This window comes from Hyphomonas sp. FCG-A18, assembly GCF_045287255.1.
Taxonomy (GTDB): domain Bacteria; phylum Pseudomonadota; class Alphaproteobacteria; order Caulobacterales; family Hyphomonadaceae; genus Henriciella.
The window spans coordinates 52,775-70,574 of the sequence record NZ_CP137142.1 but is presented as its reverse complement, the minus strand read 5'-3'; the positions used below and the strand labels follow the sequence as shown (position 1 = coordinate 70,574).

Sequence of the window (17,800 nt, the reverse complement as noted above, 5' to 3'; positions counted from 1 at the left end):
CCGGTTTCAATTCCCCAATGGCTCACCCGTAATCGGATGGTTCACCCGGCTGACCCGCGCGGCATAATGCGCAGCGACTTTCTCCATATCGGCATGATAGCTGCCCGTCGGGATCAAGGCGCCGTCAACACCGCCAAGCTTGCGCTGATAATCAATGAAGCCGAGGGCAATCGGCACATTCGCCACCATTGCGATATTATAAAACCCGGTCTTCCAGGCTTTAACATCCGAGCGCGTTCCTTCCGGGGCAATGACAACAGCCATTTCTTCAGCCGCATCAAAGGCTTCAGCAACCTGCACGACCAGATTTGTCGAACTGTCCCGGTCAACTGGCAGCAGACCCCACCAGCGCATCAGCCAGCCAAACGGCCCTGTACCCAGACTACTCTTACCCATCCAGCGCACAGGGATGCGGTAATAGAAGGCGATGCCCAGCATTTGCGTCAAATCCCAGTTGGTTTCATGCGGAGCCGCTATGATGACCAGCTTCTTGTCACGCGGGGCTTCTCCGAGGACTTGCCAGCCTTTCAAACGGTAAAACCCATAGAACAAGACACGCGCCAGCTCATAGACCAGACCGCGCCTTGGTCGCTTGGATGCCTTCGCTTTGGCTTTCATCGCCGGGATATCCAAAAGCGTTATCCTTGTTCCGAGTCCTTCCAACCCTAGACACAAGTATCGAAACCCGCAATTTGCCTTACTGTTTATTCAAGTCATACGAGAGACTCCCCCATGACCGTAACCCGCCCCTCTGGACGCGCTGCTGACCAGCTTCGTGACATCATTCTGGAAACCAATGTAACCCGCTATGCCGAAGGCTCCTGCCTTGCCAAGTTCGGCAATACGCACGTCCTGTGCACAGCCAGCTGGACCGATAAGGTTCCCGGCTGGATGCGGGGAACCGGGACAGGCTGGGTAACAGGTGAGTATGGCATGCTGCCGCGCGCCACGCATTCGCGTAATCGCCGCGAAGCCACCGCCGGGAAGCAATCAGGCCGCACGCAGGAAATCCAGCGCCTGATCGGGCGCTCGCTGCGCTCTGTCGTGGACCTGTCTGCCCTTGGCGAGAATCAGATCACCATCGATTGCGATGTCCTGCAGGCTGATGGTGGCACACGCACAGCCTCAATCACAGGCGGCTTCGTCGCGATGGCCCTCGCCATGCGTTACCTGAAAGATGAGGGCATCATTACAACTGACCCCATCCAGAAGCAGGCTGCTGCGATCTCTGTCGGCGTTTACAAGGACCTACCTGTTCTGGACGTTGATTACCCGGAAGACTCTGAGGGCGAAGCCGACATGAATGTCGTCATGAGCTCTGATGGTGGCTTTATCGAAGTTCAAGGCACAGGCGAGGAACGCCCAATGACCCGCACTGAGCTTGATGAAATGATGCGTCTCGCTGAAAAAGGCTGCACAGAGCTGTTTGCCGCTCAAAAGACCGCACTCGGCTGGTAAGAGTTGTTTAGCATTCCAGGACCACCCGCCCCCCCTTCCCAACCACCCCAAGGGTAGCCTCTGCGGGCGGTTGGGAAGGGGGAGCGGGTGGACCAGGTCACATAAAGAAACCTAGTCTTCAAACCCCAAGAACGTTGCGGCTTCATCAACAGACTTGCGTGTCGAAACCACAGCATTGGCCGGAAAGCTATCATCTGGCCAGCCCATCGCGACGCAGGTCTGGATCACCTGATCGTCCGGGATACCGGCCTGCTCGCGCACAACTGGGCTTTGCATAATGCCCTGGCTGTTAATCACGCAGCCGAGGCCCTTCGACCAGGCCGTATTGACGAGGCAATTGACGACACCGCCGCAATCAAATGGCGGAATGTCCCCACCTGCCAAGGCTTTGTCATAGGTCACAACAATTGAAACAGGCGCGTCGAACTGACGAAAGCCGCGCAGAACCCAGTCCATGCGCTTTTCCTTGTCATGGCGCTCAATGCCCATGGCCTCAAACAGCTGCACGGCAATACCAATCTGGCGCTCGCGATGCACCCCTTCATAGGGCGGACCCATACGAAACTCACGGCTGTCAGGGACGCCCGCAAGATTGCGTTCAACATTGCCTTTGCGAATGGCGTCGAGCACTTTCCCGGTACAGACATAGAAATTCCAGGGCTGGCTGTTGAGTGAGGTCGGCGCGCGCATGGCAACTTCCAGAATCTCACGGATCAAAGCCTTGGGCACGGGCTTATCCAGATAGCCCCGGATGCTTCGCCGCCCCATCACCACGTCTGTGTATTCCATGTCCTGCCTCCAGATTTGTCTCTTGTCTGAGCTAAAGCGCTTTCCCTTACGGCGACCAAGCCCTCTCTTGACCTCACCTGACAAGCGCCTCCAATACAACACATGGACACACTTATTCCGCTTGCCGAAAAAGTCGGCGCCCGCCTCTTGGATCGCAAGGAAACGCTGGGGATTTCCGAAAGCTCCTCCGGGGGTTTGATCTCCGCAGCCTTGCTTGCTGTTCCCGGGGCCTCACGGTTTTATCGCGGAGCCGGGGTCATCTATACGCCGAATGGATTTTACGGCCTGATGGGGCTCAAGCGTGAAGATATTGAGGGCACGCGCTCCTCCACCGAACCCTATGCTGCCTTCATGGCGGGGCATATCCGCAAAAAGTTGCGCACGACATGGGGCCTAAGTGAAACGGGCGCCGCAGGCCCGACAGGGAACCCCTATGGCGACGCGGCAGGCCACACCTGCACAGCAATTGTCAGCGCTACGCACAGCTCAGCCCGCACGCTCGAAACCGGCCTGAATGATCGGCGTGAAAACATGATCCGCTTCGCCGCAGAAGCGCTTGAGCACCTGATTGAGGCTCTGAACTAACCCCGAAAGCAGTCAGCAACCCGTGCCAGCCAACCGCGCACGGCATCGCCTTTCGGGCCAGCCTCGGAATTGCCATGACGGACCATAATCAGGTCCAGTGACGGCACACAGACGGTAAACTGGCCCTGATAGCCATTGGCTGAAAAGCTATCGGGTCCGGCAATCCCCAGCCACCAATGCGCACCATAGCCCATCGGCTCTTCTGGCGGTGTTTTGGTCGGGGTCCGCGCATAATCGACCCAGCCTTCGGGCAAGATGCGTCGCCCATCCCAGACCCCATCGCGCATATAGAGCAGACCAAACCGCGCAAAGTCGCGGGCTGTGGCATAGCAGAAAGACGACCCGATAAATGTCCCGGCCTTGTCAAACTTTGGCGCCGCAGAGGTCATACCAATTGGACCAAACAGCGCGTCGAACATGAAGGCCTCAAACGCTTCACCAGATTTGCCCAGAGCCCGCGAAGCACAGCGCGCGACTATATTGCTGGTGCCACTGGCATAATTCCAAACCGTGTCACGCTCATGTGCAAGCAGGAAAGACGCAGCAAACCCGGCAACATCCTCTCTGCCTTTCCCAAACAGCATCTCAATCACGTCGGACACACCTGCATCGACATAATCCTCGGCAAATTGCAGGCCACTCGACATGCGCAATAGCTGGTCCAGCGTAATCTCTTTGCGGGGATCATCCGCGCCCTGCCATTCCGGCACATCAGCAGGGGCATGAATGTCGATCAGGCCCTGACGAACCAGAATCCCAATCAAGGCCTGAGTAATACTCTTGGCCTTTGACCAGGATGGGAATGTCGTGGCCTTATCGCGATCCCCGGCATAGCGCTCACAAACTACCTGACCCTTATGCACCGCCAGAAAGGCGTGGGTTTCGCCATAGGTTTCAGAATCGACCTCATCGAACACATCGGCGAGGAGACCCTCCAGCCGCTCCCGATCAAATCCTGAACTTTCAAAATTTTCCGGCCAGTGCTCGGTTGGCCACGGTAAGTCATCTGGCTGCTTTGGCAGGATTACGCGCTTCGTCATAAGCAGCGCCCGCTAAGCTGCTTCGCTCTTTTTATCGCTCTCTCGTCCTTCAAAGACGAGGATGTCGCCGGGCTGGCAGTCCAGTTCACGGCATAACGCTTCAAGCGTTGAGAAACGTACAGCCTTGGCTTTGCCGGTCTTGAGAATGGACAGGTTGGCAAGCGTCACGCCAACACGCTCAGACAGCTCTGTCAGAGACATACGCTTATCAAGCAAAACACGGTCGAGGGTTACACGAATGGTCATCTTTCAGCCCTCCTAAATCGTCATTTTCTCTTCTTCACGGAGGCGGGTACCCTCCTTGAAGACTTGGGCGAGGATCAGCAGCACGACAACTGCGCCCCAAACGGCCAGATCAATTCGCAGCGCGCCTGTATAGTTTTCACCAAGCGCCCCTGCAGCATTGAAAATCAAAACGACACAATTTCGGATAATTTCGATCAGCCCCAAAGCGATCGCGATCCGCATCAAACGTGGCCCATTATCCGGAACGAAGGGGTCGCCTTCGGCAAGGGTCGTCAGGATACGACGCAACTGGCTGCACACAAACGCAATACCAACAGCAAAAACGACAAGACCAATCAAAGCGGTCAGCAACTGTCCGGGTGGGACACCTTCAGCCAGCGCTTCACCAAAAGGCAAGGTCACCGCACCACCATTGAGACTTCCAAGAACACCGATACCGATGACAATTGCGCCCAAGGTTCCAACAATGATGGCAAGCCAGTAAACAGCCAGAACAACGTGCGATAAAATCGCCGCCATTGAATTGGTACGGGTTTCTGTCATGCGTACTCTTTCCTTCGTTAAAGCGTGAGCTTATGCCTCACTACTATAACACTTACCGTTAAACGATAAGTATATTCGCTCATAAAGCAAGAATGGAGCCACAAATGACCCGAACCCTTACCCCTGGCCGTTTAATTGCGGCGACTCATAACAAGGGTAAGGTGAAAGAGCTTAAGGATCTTTTTGAGCCTCTGGGGTTTGAAGTTGTCTCTGCTGCAGAACTTGATCTGCCTGAACCGGAAGAAACAGAATTCACCTTTTCCGGCAATGCCTTGATCAAGGCGCGCGCTGCAGCAATGGCAACAGGGGCACCTGCATTATCCGATGATAGCGGCATCGCCGTAAAGGCGCTGGGCGGCATGCCCGGGGTCAATACAGCGGATTGGGCCGGGCACCCGCGCGATTTCTATAAGGCGATGGAAAAGGTCGAGAACGAACTCAACGCCATCGATGCTGAAGACCGCAGCGCCAAATTTGTTTGCTGCCTCGCCGTGGTCTGGCCAGATGGTCATGAAGAGGTTTTTGAAGGCGAATCACACGGCACACTGACCTGGCCTCCACGCGGCGAAATGGGGTTCGGCTTTGACCCGGTCTTTGTTCCAGCTGGGCGAACGGAGACGTTTGCGGAGCTGCAACCGGAGGAAAAACACGCGATGAGCCACCGCGCCGACGCCTTTCACAAGCTTAAGGCTGCGCTGCTCTGATGCCCCCATTCGGCCCGCATTATGGCTTTGGCCTCTATGTTCACTGGCCCTATTGCGCGCGCATTTGCCCTTATTGCGACTTTAATGTCTACGCCGCGAAGGACCGGGAGACCGGACCACTGGTCGAGGCCATCCTTCAAGATATTCAGGCGCATAAAGCCCGCCTCCACGACCACCCGCCCCTGACATCGATCTTCTTGGGCGGCGGCACACCGTCTCTGCTAACCGTGCAAGACCTTGAAGCGATTATCCAGACCGCTACCGACCAGTTCGGATTGGAACCGAATGGCGAAATCACGCTGGAGGCCAATCCGAATGATGTCCTGCGATCCAATCCGGGCGATTGGCAAAAGGCTGGCATCAATCGCGTCTCTCTTGGTCTGCAATCCCTTGATGATGCCGCTCTGACTTTCCTTGGCCGTGATCATGATGTGACCAATGCCTTGCGCGCTGTTGAGGCGGTTCAAGCTGTATTCGATAATCACTCACTCGATCTTATCTATGCCCGTCCGGGACAGGCTATTTCGGACTGGCAGAGCGAACTTTCGCAAGTTCTGGCGCTCGGCGCCCCACATCTCTCGCTTTATGAATTGACGATTGAAGAACGCACCGCCTTTGGCAAACGCGCGGCACGTGGCGAGCTGATCCCGATGCAGGATGATGATCAGGCTGACCTTTACGAGTTAACGCAGACCCTCTGCGAGGCGGCGGAGCTTCCCGCTTATGAAGTCTCCAACCACGCCCGCGCGCCTGAATATGAGAGCCGCCACAACCATATCTACTGGGCAAATGGTGACTGGATCGGCGTTGGCCCCGGCGCGCATGGCCGACTGACCATAGACGAGACCCGCTACGCGACAGAAGCGGCCCGGCGTCCGACAGACTATATTGCAGCTACATCTCCAACAAACACAGCACTTCCAACGCTCGACGCTGCCCGCGAACTGCTCGCTATGGGCCTGCGCCCGGCGACAGGGCTTGATCTCACGCGCCTGTCCCGGCTGGGGTACGAGCAGCCCGATCAGAGCCTTCTGACCGACTTAGAAGAAAACGGGATCATCACCCAGGCTGGCTCATCCATTGCCCTGACCGCTCAGGGCCGCCTGCTGGCTGATGCTGTTGCAAAGCAACTCGCCGCCAGTATGGACCTCTAAATCATTCCCATCGCATCACGGATCAACTCATCCTCGGCCTCGCGCAGGATCGCTTCTTCAATACTGGCCCCATGCACAGGCTCCTTGCCGACTTCCAACATGACTGGCACCGCAAATGGCGAAATTTTGGGCAAGTCCTTATGGACGATCTTGCCCCGCACACGCATCAACATGTCGGACAGGCGGCGAATATCGAGAAACCCGGTCGCCGCATCATGGCGCGCGGCCTGTAGCAGAATATGGTCCGGTTCATGGCTTCGCAGCACGTCATAGATCAGATCGGTTGAAAACGTGACTTGTTTGCCGGTCTTCTCATCCCCGGGCATCCGCCGGGCGATCAGGCCGGAAATCACGGCGCAGTGTGCAAAATGACGCTTCATGAGAACACTTTCATCCAGCCATTCTTCAAGATCATCCCCAAGCAGGTCAGGTGCAAATAAGGCCTCAAGATCGACCGCCCCCATCGGATCCATCGCCCAGACGGCCATGGCATATTCCGACGCAACAAAGCCCAGGGGCTTCGCCCCCATACGCTCCAGCCGGCGCGTCAACAACATGCCCAGCGTCTGATGCGCCAAACGCCCTTCAAACGGATAACAGACCAGATAATGCCGCTCCGCCCGCGGGAAGGTTTCAACCAATAGCTCGTCTTCAGCAGGGATTGTGGATCGCAGTTTCTGAATCTCAAACCATTCGCGCACCGTATCGGGCAAGGCCGACCATTGCGCCGGATCGTGGATCATCTTGCGCACGCGCTCGGCCAGGAACTCGGTCAGCGGGAATTTCCCCCCATTATAGCTCGGAATCGCAGGTTTCTTGTCACCCGGTGCCCGCATCACGAGACAATCGGTTTCCTGCACACCTAAAAAGCGAAGAATTTCGCCTGCAAAGAGAAACGTGTCGCCGGGCGTCATCGTGGAGATGAACCACTCCTCGATTTCGCCGAGTTTTCGCCCTGCGCGAAGAGCGGGCTGGCCGGTTTTCTGCCCTGCTTTTGCGCCGCCAACCCGGCTTGCGAGACGGACACTGAGGTTTCGCGCCTCCACAATCGCGCCGACATTCATTCGATGCATTTGGGCATCGCGGCGCGTTCGCGCAGACCATAACCCATCCCGGCGCCGCACGACCCGTTTGAAACGGTCATAGGTTTTCAGCGCATAGCCCCCGGTCGCGACCAGATCGACGACGCGTTCCCAGGTTTCCCAATTCAGATCCGCATACGGCGCAGATCGGCGCACCTCATCGTAAAGTTCGTCCAGCTTGAACCCCTCACCACAGGCCCGGCCCATGACATGCTGAGCCAACACATCGAGGGCGCCTCGTCGCGCGCCCTGCCCATCAATCTCGCCCGCTTCAACAGCCGCTTCCGCGGCCCGGCATTCGAGGATTTCAAACCGATTGGTCGGTACCAGAACCGCCTGACTGGCCTCATCCATACGGTGATTGGCCCGGCCAATCCGCTGCACCAGACGCGCTGCGCCCTTTGGCGCACCCATCTGGATGACGAGGTCAACCTCGCCCCAGTCAATCCCAAGATCGAGGGTTGAGGTACAGACAACAGCTTTAAGCGCGCCTGCCGCCATCGCCGCCTCAACTTTGCGCCTCTGTTCCTTGGCGAGTGAGCCATGGTGCAAGGCGATCGGCAAACCGTCTTCGTTGGCATTCCATAGCTCCTGAAACATCAGTTCGGCCTGGGCCCGCGTATTAACGAAAACCAGCGCCATCTTTGCCGCTTTGATCTTGTCATAGACTTCAGGCACCGCGAACCGCCCCGAGTGCCCGGCCCACGGAATACGCTCTTCAGAGACCATGATCTCAACATCGGCGCTGACCCCGCCAGCGGCGGTAATCAATCGCGGTTCGTCCCCGCATACGGCCAGCCAGTCTTGCAGGATAGCGGGATCATGCACCGTGGCGGACAAGCCAACAAAGCGGCAGGCAGGTGCCCAGTTCGCCAAGGTCGCAAGCCCCAAACTGAGCAGGTCACCGCGCTTGCCCGGCGCAATCGCATGAATCTCATCAATGATGACGCATTTCAGGTCTGAGAAGAACTCGCTTGCATGATCGGACGCAATGAACAGAGCGAGCTGCTCCGGCGTCGTCAGCAGGATGTCTGGTGGATTAGCGCGCTGCCTCTGGCGTTTGCTTTGTGGCGTGTCACCCGTCCGGGTCTCGATCCGAATATCCAACCCCATCTCTTCAACAGGCGTCATCAGATTGCGCGCGACATCGACGGCCAGTGCTTTCAGCGGGGAAATGTACAGCGTGTGCAGAGCCGGACGTCCGGAATTGCTCTTGGGACGCTCGGACAGTTCAATCAGGCTCGCCAGAAACCCGGCCAGTGTTTTTCCGCCCCCAGTCGGCGCGATTAGCAGCGCGCTTTCGCCCCGTAGGGCCACTTCCGTTAAGCCCAATTGGTGCGCACGCGGGGACCAGCCGCGTCCTGCGAACCAGTCTGTAAAGCGGGTCGGAAGGCTAAAATCAGGCACCATCACAGATTAAACTAGCGCAATCTGCTGAGAATTTCCGAATTTTCATCTGACATTCATCTCAGAAACGGGTTTTATCGCAAAACAATAAGGATCGTCTCATGTATAAGCCCTCCCTGTTTCTCGCCTCAAGCCTCGCTATCGCCCTGTCTGCTGCTGCTGATCCTCTGATCGAAAAGGCTGAAGCCGCTTCTACCGAAGGGCCAATTTATGCTTATGAGATGTCCTACTCAATCGGTGATCTGACAGCGACAGGCAAAGCTGATCCCTCCGCTCCCAAAGGTGAGCGCCTCACGGTTTACACCCCGAAAAAAGACAATTGGCCGGAAGGATTTGAGGAAGGGCTTGAGGAGGTTGATGCAGACATTGATGGTGACATCTGGTGCAAGGATTTCATCGACATGGTGCCGGAGAATGCCCAGCAGGTATCGGAAACCGACACCACCGCGACCTATGCCTTCACGCCCAAGCCGGACGCCGATTCCGATGGTACGGAAAAAAAGCTTATGAAGAAAATCAATGCCGAGATCACGCTTGCCAAGGAAGATGGCGCTGTCATGGACTTCAATATGGTCCTACCCAAGCCATACAAGCCCGCTATCGTGGCCAAGATTAACACATTCAAAATGGACGCAACCTGCGCCCGCGCGCCGGATGGCCGGACCTATGCCCAGGATTTCAACTTTGAGATCGATGGCTCGGCAATGATGCAGAGCTTTGCGGAGAAAACCACGTATAGCATTACCAAGCTGCTTGATCCGGTGGGTTAGACCGCCTCCATCGCGGCAATCATCTCCGCCACGGAAACCGTGCGCTGCGCCTCTTCGAGGTGCAGCAGCTCGGTCATCTTGCCATTGACCTTGAGGACGCCTTTTCCAGCATTGGCCGGATCTGCAAAGGCTTCAATAACGGCGCGCGCCTGCTCAACATCCGCGTCAGCCGGGGCAAAAACAGTGTTCGCCGCCGCAAGTTGTGACGGGTGGATCAGGGTCTTGCCATCAAAGCCGAGAGTCCGCCCCTGAACACATTCGGCGTTGAGGCCCTCCTCATCACCAATGCCATTAAACACGCCATCAATCGCCAGAATGTCATAAGCCCGCGCTGCCGCGACGGTCATACCGAGAGAAGTTTGAAAGGCCGTACGAGCTGGCGGATCATTGACTGCGCGCAATTCCTTGGCGAGGTCATTGGTCCCCATGACAAAGGCGGTCAGGCGGGTTCGGCCCACAGCCTCGGCAATATCCTGAATGTTCAGGATCGCTTTGGGCATTTCGATCATCACCCAAAGGCCCATATCTTCAGGGGCCCCTGCCCGGCTCATCGCATCGTTCAACCGATCAATATCCCCGCCATCAATCACTTTCGGAGCGAGGATCGCGTCCGGACCAGCCTCGACAGCCGCTTTTAGATCATCAAGCCCCCATTCGGTATCCAGCCCATTAATCCGGATCACAACCTCGCGTTTGCCATAACCCCCTGCTTTGACGGCCTCACAGACTGTATCGCGCGCCTCGACCTTGGCTTCCGGAGCAACCGCATCTTCAAGATCGAAAATCAAACTATCTGCTGCCAGTCCTTTGGCCTTTTCCAAAGCGCGCGCATTGGCACCGGGCATATACAAACAGGATCGACGCGGACGGGATACAGCAGCAGGCATTAGAGGGGTCTCCTTGACGGACAAAATCAAACGCGCCACGAGTGCCCGCAAATCGCCCTCAGATCAACTGCGTCGAAAGTTTACTATGCCTGAATCGGTTACAATCCGTCGCGGCGATGCGTCCGATTATAAGGCGCTGGGACAGCTTATGTATGACGCCGTTCATCTCGCGCCCAGTCACTATAGCGAGGATCAACGCCAAGCCTGGATGCCAGAGCCACGCTCAGGCCCGGAATGGGATGAGCGCTTGTCTTCCAAGACAATTTTCATTGCCGAGCAGAATGACATCCCTCTTGGTTTCATGACCATTGAACCGGGTGGCTATATTGACTTCGCCTATATTCGCCGCGAAGCGCAGGGCAGCGGCCTGTTCCGCCGACTTTACAGTATCGTTGAAACAACGGCCAAAGACTGGGGTGAAAGCGCGTTATGGGTTCATGCCAGTCTGATGGCACAACCTGCCTTCACGGCAATGGGCTTTGAGGTAGATTATCATGAAACGGTTGAGATCGGTGACCAGACACTCAATCGCGCCCGTATGACCAAGATCATCTAAGGAGCCTGTTTTGAGCGATTATCCCATTTCCGGCCATGTCAGCCCCGACTTTGAACCTGTAAAAGAAGCGTTCGAAGCCAATTTCAGCGAGGATAAAGAGCTCGGCGCAGGTTTCTCCGCCTATATTGATGGCGAACTGGTCGTGGACCTGCAGGGCGGCTGGGCTGACCGTAAAAAGGAACGTCTCTGGGACAGTCACACGATTGTCCCTGTCTATTCAACGACCAAACCGATTGCTGCGCTCGTCCTTGCCAGCGTTATAGATGCGCTACCTGCCGGATATGAAACACCTGTTGCCGATATCTGGCCTGAGTTTGGGGCAAATGGCAAAGATGCCGTGACCATTGCGGAAATGGTGAGCCACCAGGCTGGCCTGCCCGGCTTTATTGAACCCGTGGACCCGGCCATCTGGCTCGATCCACCCGCCTGCGCGGCTGCGCTCGCGCCCCTGCCACCCATGTGGGATCTCGGCAGCGCACATGGCTATCACCCACTAAGCTGGGGCTACCTGATTGGCGAGCTGGTCCAGCGTCTTAAGGGGCGCAGCCTCGGCACCATCCTGCGCAATGATATTGCTGGCCCCGCCAGTGTCGATTTCCAGATCGGCACACCTGAGCCAGACCATCATCGTGTCGCTGAAATCATGCGCCCGCGCGCACTTCCTGACCTTGGCGAGATCAATGAGGCCACCAAAGCCGCCTTTCTGACCAAGTGGGCGGCACCCGACCGTGGCGGCGCGATCTGGCGTGAGATCGAAATCCCTTCAGCCAATGGTATCGGCACCAGCAAGGCTGTTGCACAGCTCTATGGCATTTATGCTCATGGCGGCCTGCTAAACGATAGACGCGTCATTTCCGAACGGGCCTTTGAGAGCCTGACGCAAAGCCGCGTCAAAGGACAGGATCTGGTCCTGCCCTTCATTACCGAGTTTGCAGCAGGCGTGATGCGCAACAATCTCAAAATCTATGGTCCAAATCCGGAGACGCTCTGTCACTCGGGGTGGGGTGGCTCTCTGGCCCTTGGTGATCCTGATCGCAAATTGTCTGCGGCTTACGTCATGAACCGCCAATCCAATAGTTTGCAGGGCGATCCACGGGCAACCCGCTTGGTTCAAGCGCTCTATGGCTGTCTCTGATCGAAATGGCCCCAAATCGAGAGTTGGCACGGGTATTGCTACTCTTCTGATACAAGCATGGAACCCCATTCCTAAACTGACTTTAGCCCGGCTCCCCAAGCCGGGCTTTTTTATTATCAATTGGCAAGCCCAGCATTCACTTCTATCCTAGCGACAGTTGAGAACAGGCGGCCCCAATATGCACCCACCCCATGAATACGGACCCAGACTTTCAAGGCTCAAGGGCATCCGGCATGGCTTTTTTGGGCGACAGGGCGGGGTGTCTACCGGGCTCTATGACAGCCTCAATCTTGGCAAAGGGTCCGGCGATGACGCGCAAGCGATCCGTGATAATCGAGACCGGGTGACCGAGGCGATGGGCGCGGACCACCTGATCTCCTGTTTTCAAATCCATAGCGCTGATGTCATTACCGTGACCGAGCCTTGGAATACCCGCCCCAAAGGCGATGCAATGGTGACGAAGCAGCCCGGCATCGCCCTCTGCATCCTGACCGCTGATTGCGTTCCAGTGCTGCTGGCGGATGAAGCAACTGGCATAATCGGCGCCGCTCATGCAGGCTGGAAAGGCGCGCTCGCCGGGGTCTGCGAGGCAACGATCAATGCCATGGAGGCCCTCGGCGCAAACCGGGAGGCCATAACGGCAGCCATTGGTCCAGCCATTCAGCAAGCAAGCTATGAAGTCGGCCCGGAATTTCGTGATACATTCGTTGGCGAGAAAGAGTGGACCGACCGCTTGTTCAAACCGGGGCGCGGCGACCGGTTGCACTTTGATCTGACCGGCTATGTGCAAACCATCCTCCAACGCGAAGGCATAAGCGCCGTGGACAATCTCGGTCTCGACACGTGTACGTTAGAAGAAGCCTATTTCTCAAACCGCCGCCGCAATCTTCGCGGCGAGGATGATTATGGCCGCAATGGCAGCGTGATCATGCTGGAAAGTGAGATTCTGTAGCCAGCTTAGGATCAAAGCGCGAAGAACGCTCTTTTGCCTTTAAGACCCAATTGCGGCACCATCCTTGCGTCGTATTGCCAGCACGGTGGGGCGAGGTGGTGTGCCGTCTTTGAAGTCTGGCCAACGTGTTGTTGGTGCTTCGAAGGTGGCTCCATCCCCATCGCCGGGATGCTGAACCGCAACAAACAGGGTGCGGCCATCGTCTGTAAACTTCGGCCCACAAACCTCTGCACCAACTGGAGCCCGGAAGAAGGCCTTGCTGGTGCCGCGCCGATCACCGCCGGTCTCAATGGCCCAGATGCCATCAGAGGCTCCGGTTCTCTCATTGCCGTCCGTTGCAACCCAGAGCCGACCACTTGGATCGACCGCGCAATTATCCGGGCTACCAAACCAACCCTGGTCACTGGTCAACGGGTTCCACACCGCGCCGACTTCGGCGACGCTCGGATCACCGCAACGCACGAGGATTTCCCAGCGGGAAGAGGTTGCGGTGAAGTCCCCTTCTGGCTCAGAAATCTCGATGATATGGCCAAACAGGTTCTCAGCCCGCGGGTTCGCAGCATCGATCTGATCTTCGCGCCTGCGGTGATTATTGGTCAGCATGACCCAAACTTTTCCTGTCGCTGGATCGGGCTCCACATCTTCCGGGCGGTCCATTGGCGTTGCACCAAGCAGGTCAGCCGCGCGGCGCGTCTCGATCAGAACATCGGCCTGTGAGGCAAAGCCGTTTTCCGCTGTCAGTGGGCCTTCACCGTGCTGCAACAGCATCCAGGCGACAGTTCCATCTTCATCGAAGCGCGCGACATACAGCGTGCCGCGATCCAACAGGTCTGCATTTGATGCTGGATTATCTGGCTCGAACCGATCAGCCGTGACGAACTTATAGACATAATCAAAGCGCTGATCATCGCCCATATAGAACACGACACGACCATCAGGGGCGACAACGCTTTCAGCACCTTCATGTTTGAAGCGCCCAAGCGCTGTGCGCTTCTTCGGTGTCGATTTGGGGTCCATAGGGTCAACCTCAACAACCCAACCGAAGCGGTTTGGTTCATTCGGTTCCTGAGCGACATTATAGCGGTCAAAATGGCGCCCCCACTGATACCAGCCACCCGGTACGCCATAACGTTCATGGTTGACCGCTTCAGGGTGGTCTTCAGGCAGCTCGCCAAGGAAATTGCCGTTGAAGTTCTCTTCGGCCATCAACCATGTGCCCCAAGGCGTAATCCCGCCAGCGCAGTTATTCATTGTGCCCGCAACACGCCGACCACTTGGATCAGCGCGGGTTATCAGGCGGGCAGACCCTGCGGCTGGACCTGTAACCTCCATTGGTGTGCGATGCGCTGTGATGCGACGGTTATAGCGACTTCCGACCACGGGCTTCCAGCCATCACTTGTTTCGACGATCTCAACAACGGTACCGCCATGGGCAGCCATCTCGGTCAGACAATGCTCGCGTGTCATCGAAGCAGGGTAATCTGCTGCAACCCCCGGGAGCATCAGTTTTGATGTCACATATTCATGATTGACGCAGAGCAAGCCCCGGGCTTGTCCATTCGCATCATCCCCCAAAGCGACAAAACCGATATAGTCATTATTATAACCAAACTGCTTAAGCTGCTTGTCTTCACTCTGGGCAAGCGGATCAAAGGCCGGGCTGTCATTAAACAGTGGGTCGCCCCAGCGGATCAGGAGGTCTGCTGTATAGTCTTTCGGAATATGATGTGTTTCATCCATCCCGCGTGTGATCTCTTCGAACGCAAATGCCGACGTACTCATTTTCGCTTCGACAAGAGAGGCACTGGTTGCACACCCTGACAAAGCAACACCTGTCGTGGCTGCGAGCCCCCCTAAGAAGCCGCGACGGCTGAGCCGTGCGTCAACGATTTCCGTAATTGTTTTCGCGCCGCGTTGGATGCATGGATTGGTGGTGGTGTTTTCGGACTGATCCATAATTTCATTCCTGAGAGCTTTACCTGTAGCCTATGCTATTCTGGCTACAGTTTTATGGCATTGGGTAGGGCTCTATCTTTGACAAGGCAAGCGAGTAAGCCGCATCGCCTGTATCGTTGAGAACCTCCTCACTGCGTAAGTCTCCTTCAATCCAGTATGGCACCCAAATATCGTTGACCCGAACCGTCGGATCGGCGCGAACATAGATGATTTGATTGGGTGGAGGTGGCGGGGTGTGAATACAGGCACCCATATAGGGCACGAACAAAAAGGATTCATGACGGCGTTTCAAATTGAAGTCGAAAGGGACAACATAGCCAGGAATTCGAACAAGTTGGCCATCAAGTTCTTCAACCGTGTCGAACGTACCAAATTGCGGCATATAGTCGAGTTCGGAACCTTCCTCGATACCTTCAAGTGGCGCGGCATCCGCCAGACGGGAGCTATTGGCCATATAGCGTTGTTCCAGCATTCGATAGAATTCTTCCTGCTGGCGCAACATTTCTTCTTCGGAACCTTCTGGCATCAAGTCATCCCACATAATCGGGAGCGGTTCGCCGGGCTCGATGCCCCAGTATGGTGAGGCCGGAGGGGTCGGTGAGGGAGTGTCCTCTGTATCAGGCTCTACGACGGGTTCTTCAGATGGAGTCTCTGCTGGAGGCGCGCGCTCAAACGCAACAGTTTCTTTGCCTTCCGGGATCGGGGGTGGTGTCTGATCCTGCGCCTCAGAGGCGGGTTGGTTCACTTCGGTCGGGGCGCAAGCTGCAAAGGCCAAGATGGATGCAGTCAGGACCGTCGCCGTCAGCGCATTTATCTTAGACAAAAGCAATGGTCTCTCCCATGGCAGACTCCAAATGTGCATAGGCTTCGGGTTCAGACAGCGCATTCGTAATGAAGACGAGTTGTGAAGCCGCAATTGAGCTTTGTGCGTCGATCTCAGTAAATTGGAAAATGCCGCCTACGCCCTGAACCAGAAGGGTGTCTATGTCACCTTCACGATCAACCCGGACAAGGCCTTTCACACGTAAAAGCTCGGCTCCGTAACGCTCTCCCAGCGCGACAAGCGCCGCTTGAAGTGACGCTCTATCCAGCGGTCTGTCATAGCTCAAGCAGAAGCTGTTTACCCCATGACCATGATGGTGGTGTACGTGATCTTCGGTATGGTTGGACCCTAAGCTATTTTGCGCCCCCGGCTCGGCCTGAAGGGCTTCTTGTGTGGGCTTCAATACCGTTATCGCTGTTGCTTGATCAGAGATTGCAAGCGTAGCCACCGGATTGAAGGCTGTCAGCTGCATTGTGAATTGCTCAAGTTCACGTTTGGAGATTGGGTCTTCAATCAGATCTGTTTTTGAAATCAGAACCCTATCCGCAAGCAGAATTTGCTTACGGCATTCCGGAAACCTTTCGAACCAGTGTTCGCCCTTGATCGCATCGACCAGCGTGACGGTTTGGTCAAATCGGTAAAATGCATTCAGGTCAGCATTGGTTGTCAGGGCATGAACCAGTGACATTGGGTCCGCCAGACCCGTTGTTTCGATGATCAGCTGATGGAAGCGCTTGAGTTTGCCAGCGGCGATATCCCCGGCAAATTCCAAAAGAACATCACGTACATCACCACTGATTGTGCAACACAGGCACCCATTGGTTGTTTCTAGCGCCGCAATATCCCCAGCAAAAGAGACCAGCTCACCATCAACCTGGGTCGATCCATATTCATTGACGACGACCGCAATACTGCCGGGCGGCTGGCTGGTCAGGTAACGCTTCAACAGAGTGGTTTTACCGGTTCCGAGAAACCCTGTCAGAAGGGTAATCGGAATGCGTTCTGACACATGTGTATCAGCCATGGCGAACCCCTCGCTGACTTGAGTAGAGTTGATCATAGATAGGATGAATATCCTCGTGGTGAACCCCTTCCAGCACAAGCACGAGCCGACAAACACCTGTACCGGCAATGGGCGGCGAACGATGTTTCAGCGACAAATCACATGCCTCTGGCCAGAGTTTGCCTTTTAAAAGAACGGGCATACCTGTGGGGATCGTTTCAATATCCTCAGGCTTGTCGCTGGTTGTGATGATCTGCGTTCCCGGTCCCCGATATGTGCAGATCAAACGCGCTTTAACATTATCGATATGAAAGCGACGACACGCATCGTCAGAGACAGCTTCCAGGCGAAGACGCACATACGGTGTTTCCATAATGTCGGTAACACAGTGGGTCAGGTGCGCGACATCCTGGCTAAACCATGACAGCATGGGCGATCTACTGACGCCGGTCGCCTCAAATGTGTCCATGATAAAAGCGGCCGCATCTACCGACTTCAGCACAAATGATCCTTCGGGAAACGCAGACGTGTGGAAAGCAGCAAGCCAGTTTTGAATGCCGTGCGGCAGTTTTCGGCTCCAGACGACAGCTTCGGTCAAAGGATCAAAGAGCGCTTCGAGCTGGTCCAACTGCGCGATATACTGAAGCGGCAAAGTACTTTCTGGCCTTGGCAGAGCTTCTTGGTTTGTCGGGTTTGTTTTCAAGGTCACG

The 17,800-nt window shown here is 56.1% G+C and carries 19 protein-coding genes; 8 read left to right on the top strand and 11 right to left on the bottom strand.

Annotation, left to right across the window (positions count from 1 at the left end; all coding sequences use genetic code 11):
- Window positions 1-6 precede the first annotated feature (6 nt).
- Window positions 7-618 carry a 1-acyl-sn-glycerol-3-phosphate acyltransferase gene (locus tag RYZ27_RS00360; protein WP_406680374.1) on the bottom strand — a complete coding sequence of 204 codons (612 nt, stop codon included), beginning with the start codon at window positions 616-618 and terminating at the stop codon, window positions 7-9.
- Window positions 619-732: 114 nt separating this feature from the next.
- Between RYZ27_RS00360 and rph the strand changes: the two genes are divergently transcribed.
- A complete protein-coding gene (gene rph, locus RYZ27_RS00355; RefSeq protein ID WP_406680373.1) occupies window positions 733-1,458 on the top strand; it encodes a ribonuclease PH in 726 nt (241 codons plus the stop codon).
- A 111-nt stretch (window positions 1,459-1,569) separates the two neighbouring features.
- On the opposite strand, the gene RYZ27_RS00350 is transcribed toward rph, so the two are convergent.
- Complete coding sequence (locus RYZ27_RS00350; protein WP_406680372.1) at window positions 1,570-2,247, bottom strand: nitroreductase; 678 nt, start codon at window positions 2,245-2,247, stop codon at window positions 1,570-1,572.
- A gap of 102 nt (window positions 2,248-2,349) precedes the next feature.
- Here RYZ27_RS00350 and RYZ27_RS00345 point away from each other — a divergent pair, with 102 nt between their 5' ends.
- Entirely contained in the window at window positions 2,350-2,832 is a 483-nt protein-coding gene (locus tag RYZ27_RS00345; protein WP_406680371.1) for a CinA family protein, read from the top strand.
- On the opposite strand, the gene RYZ27_RS00340 is transcribed toward RYZ27_RS00345, so the two are convergent.
- From RYZ27_RS00340 to RYZ27_RS00330, 3 genes are read right to left on the bottom strand one after another with little or no spacing between them, the layout of a single operon-like run.
- The gene (locus RYZ27_RS00340; protein ID WP_406680370.1) at window positions 2,829-3,872 is read right to left on the bottom strand and encodes a serine hydrolase domain-containing protein; all 1,044 of its coding nucleotides are present in this window, start codon (window positions 3,870-3,872) and stop codon (window positions 2,829-2,831) included. The genes RYZ27_RS00345 and RYZ27_RS00340 overlap by 4 nt on opposite strands.
- A 12-nt stretch (window positions 3,873-3,884) precedes the next feature.
- Window positions 3,885-4,118, bottom strand: coding sequence for a helix-turn-helix domain-containing protein (locus tag RYZ27_RS00335; protein ID WP_406680369.1), 234 nt, complete (start codon window positions 4,116-4,118; stop codon window positions 3,885-3,887).
- Window positions 4,119-4,130: 12 nt separating this feature from the next.
- Window positions 4,131-4,661: a DUF2975 domain-containing protein gene (locus tag RYZ27_RS00330; protein WP_406680368.1), complete on the bottom strand. Its 531-nt coding sequence runs from the start codon at window positions 4,659-4,661 to the stop codon at window positions 4,131-4,133.
- A gap of 104 nt (window positions 4,662-4,765) precedes the next feature.
- On the opposite strand from RYZ27_RS00330, the gene rdgB reads away from it, so the two are divergent.
- Together rdgB and hemW are read left to right on the top strand one after the other, a co-directional pair.
- The gene (gene rdgB / locus RYZ27_RS00325) at window positions 4,766-5,365 is read left to right on the top strand and encodes an RdgB/HAM1 family non-canonical purine NTP pyrophosphatase (RefSeq protein WP_406680367.1); all 600 of its coding nucleotides are present in this window, start codon (window positions 4,766-4,768) and stop codon (window positions 5,363-5,365) included.
- On the top strand, window positions 5,365-6,519 hold the full coding sequence (hemW, locus tag RYZ27_RS00320) for a radical SAM family heme chaperone HemW (RefSeq protein ID WP_406680366.1): 1,155 nt from the start codon (window positions 5,365-5,367) through the stop codon (window positions 6,517-6,519). The genes rdgB and hemW overlap by 1 nt, the downstream gene beginning before the upstream one ends.
- On the opposite strand, the gene RYZ27_RS00315 is transcribed toward hemW, so the two are convergent.
- On the bottom strand, window positions 6,516-9,011 hold the full coding sequence (locus tag RYZ27_RS00315) for a ligase-associated DNA damage response DEXH box helicase (protein ID WP_406680365.1): 2,496 nt from the start codon (window positions 9,009-9,011) through the stop codon (window positions 6,516-6,518). The genes hemW and RYZ27_RS00315 overlap by 4 nt on opposite strands.
- Before the next feature lie 98 nt (window positions 9,012-9,109).
- Between RYZ27_RS00315 and RYZ27_RS00310 the strand changes: the two genes are divergently transcribed.
- A complete protein-coding gene (locus tag RYZ27_RS00310; RefSeq protein ID WP_406680364.1) occupies window positions 9,110-9,778 on the top strand; it encodes a hypothetical protein in 669 nt (222 codons plus the stop codon).
- On the opposite strand, the gene RYZ27_RS00305 is transcribed toward RYZ27_RS00310, so the two are convergent.
- Window positions 9,775-10,665 (bottom strand): HpcH/HpaI aldolase/citrate lyase family protein, encoded by an 891-nt coding sequence (locus RYZ27_RS00305; RefSeq protein ID WP_406680363.1) that lies wholly within the window; start codon window positions 10,663-10,665, stop codon window positions 9,775-9,777. The two genes, RYZ27_RS00310 and RYZ27_RS00305, sit on opposite strands and share 4 nt — an antisense overlap.
- Before the next feature lie 85 nt (window positions 10,666-10,750).
- Between RYZ27_RS00305 and RYZ27_RS00300 the strand changes: the two genes are divergently transcribed.
- The 3 genes from RYZ27_RS00300 (at window position 10,751) to pgeF (ending at window position 13,308) form a co-directional block, all read left to right on the top strand.
- Window positions 10,751-11,221 carry a GNAT family N-acetyltransferase gene (locus RYZ27_RS00300; protein WP_406680362.1) on the top strand — a complete coding sequence of 157 codons (471 nt, stop codon included), beginning with the start codon at window positions 10,751-10,753 and terminating at the stop codon, window positions 11,219-11,221.
- A 10-nt stretch (window positions 11,222-11,231) separates the two neighbouring features.
- Window positions 11,232-12,356 carry a serine hydrolase domain-containing protein gene (locus RYZ27_RS00295; RefSeq protein ID WP_406680361.1) on the top strand — a complete coding sequence of 375 codons (1,125 nt, stop codon included), beginning with the start codon at window positions 11,232-11,234 and terminating at the stop codon, window positions 12,354-12,356.
- A 178-nt stretch (window positions 12,357-12,534) separates the two neighbouring features.
- Window positions 12,535-13,308, top strand: coding sequence for a peptidoglycan editing factor PgeF (gene pgeF, locus RYZ27_RS00290; RefSeq protein WP_406680360.1), 774 nt, complete (start codon window positions 12,535-12,537; stop codon window positions 13,306-13,308).
- A 39-nt stretch (window positions 13,309-13,347) separates the two neighbouring features.
- On the opposite strand, the gene RYZ27_RS00285 is transcribed toward pgeF, so the two are convergent.
- Genes RYZ27_RS00285 through RYZ27_RS00270 form a run of 4 tightly spaced genes read right to left on the bottom strand, consistent with a single transcriptional unit; the run spans window position 13,348 to window position 17,799 of the window.
- A complete protein-coding gene (locus RYZ27_RS00285; RefSeq protein WP_406680359.1) occupies window positions 13,348-15,264 on the bottom strand; it encodes a PhoX family protein in 1,917 nt (638 codons plus the stop codon).
- A 52-nt stretch (window positions 15,265-15,316) separates the two neighbouring features.
- Window positions 15,317-16,087: a DUF3299 domain-containing protein gene (locus RYZ27_RS00280; RefSeq protein WP_406680358.1), complete on the bottom strand. Its 771-nt coding sequence runs from the start codon at window positions 16,085-16,087 to the stop codon at window positions 15,317-15,319.
- Complete coding sequence (locus tag RYZ27_RS00275) at window positions 16,080-17,111, bottom strand: CobW family GTP-binding protein (protein ID WP_406680357.1); 1,032 nt, start codon at window positions 17,109-17,111, stop codon at window positions 16,080-16,082. Before RYZ27_RS00275 ends, RYZ27_RS00280 begins: the two co-directional genes overlap by 8 nt.
- Window positions 17,104-17,799 carry a DUF1826 domain-containing protein gene (locus RYZ27_RS00270; protein ID WP_406680356.1) on the bottom strand — a complete coding sequence of 232 codons (696 nt, stop codon included), beginning with the start codon at window positions 17,797-17,799 and terminating at the stop codon, window positions 17,104-17,106. The genes RYZ27_RS00275 and RYZ27_RS00270 overlap by 8 nt, the downstream gene beginning before the upstream one ends.
- Window position 17,800 lies beyond the last annotated feature (1 nt).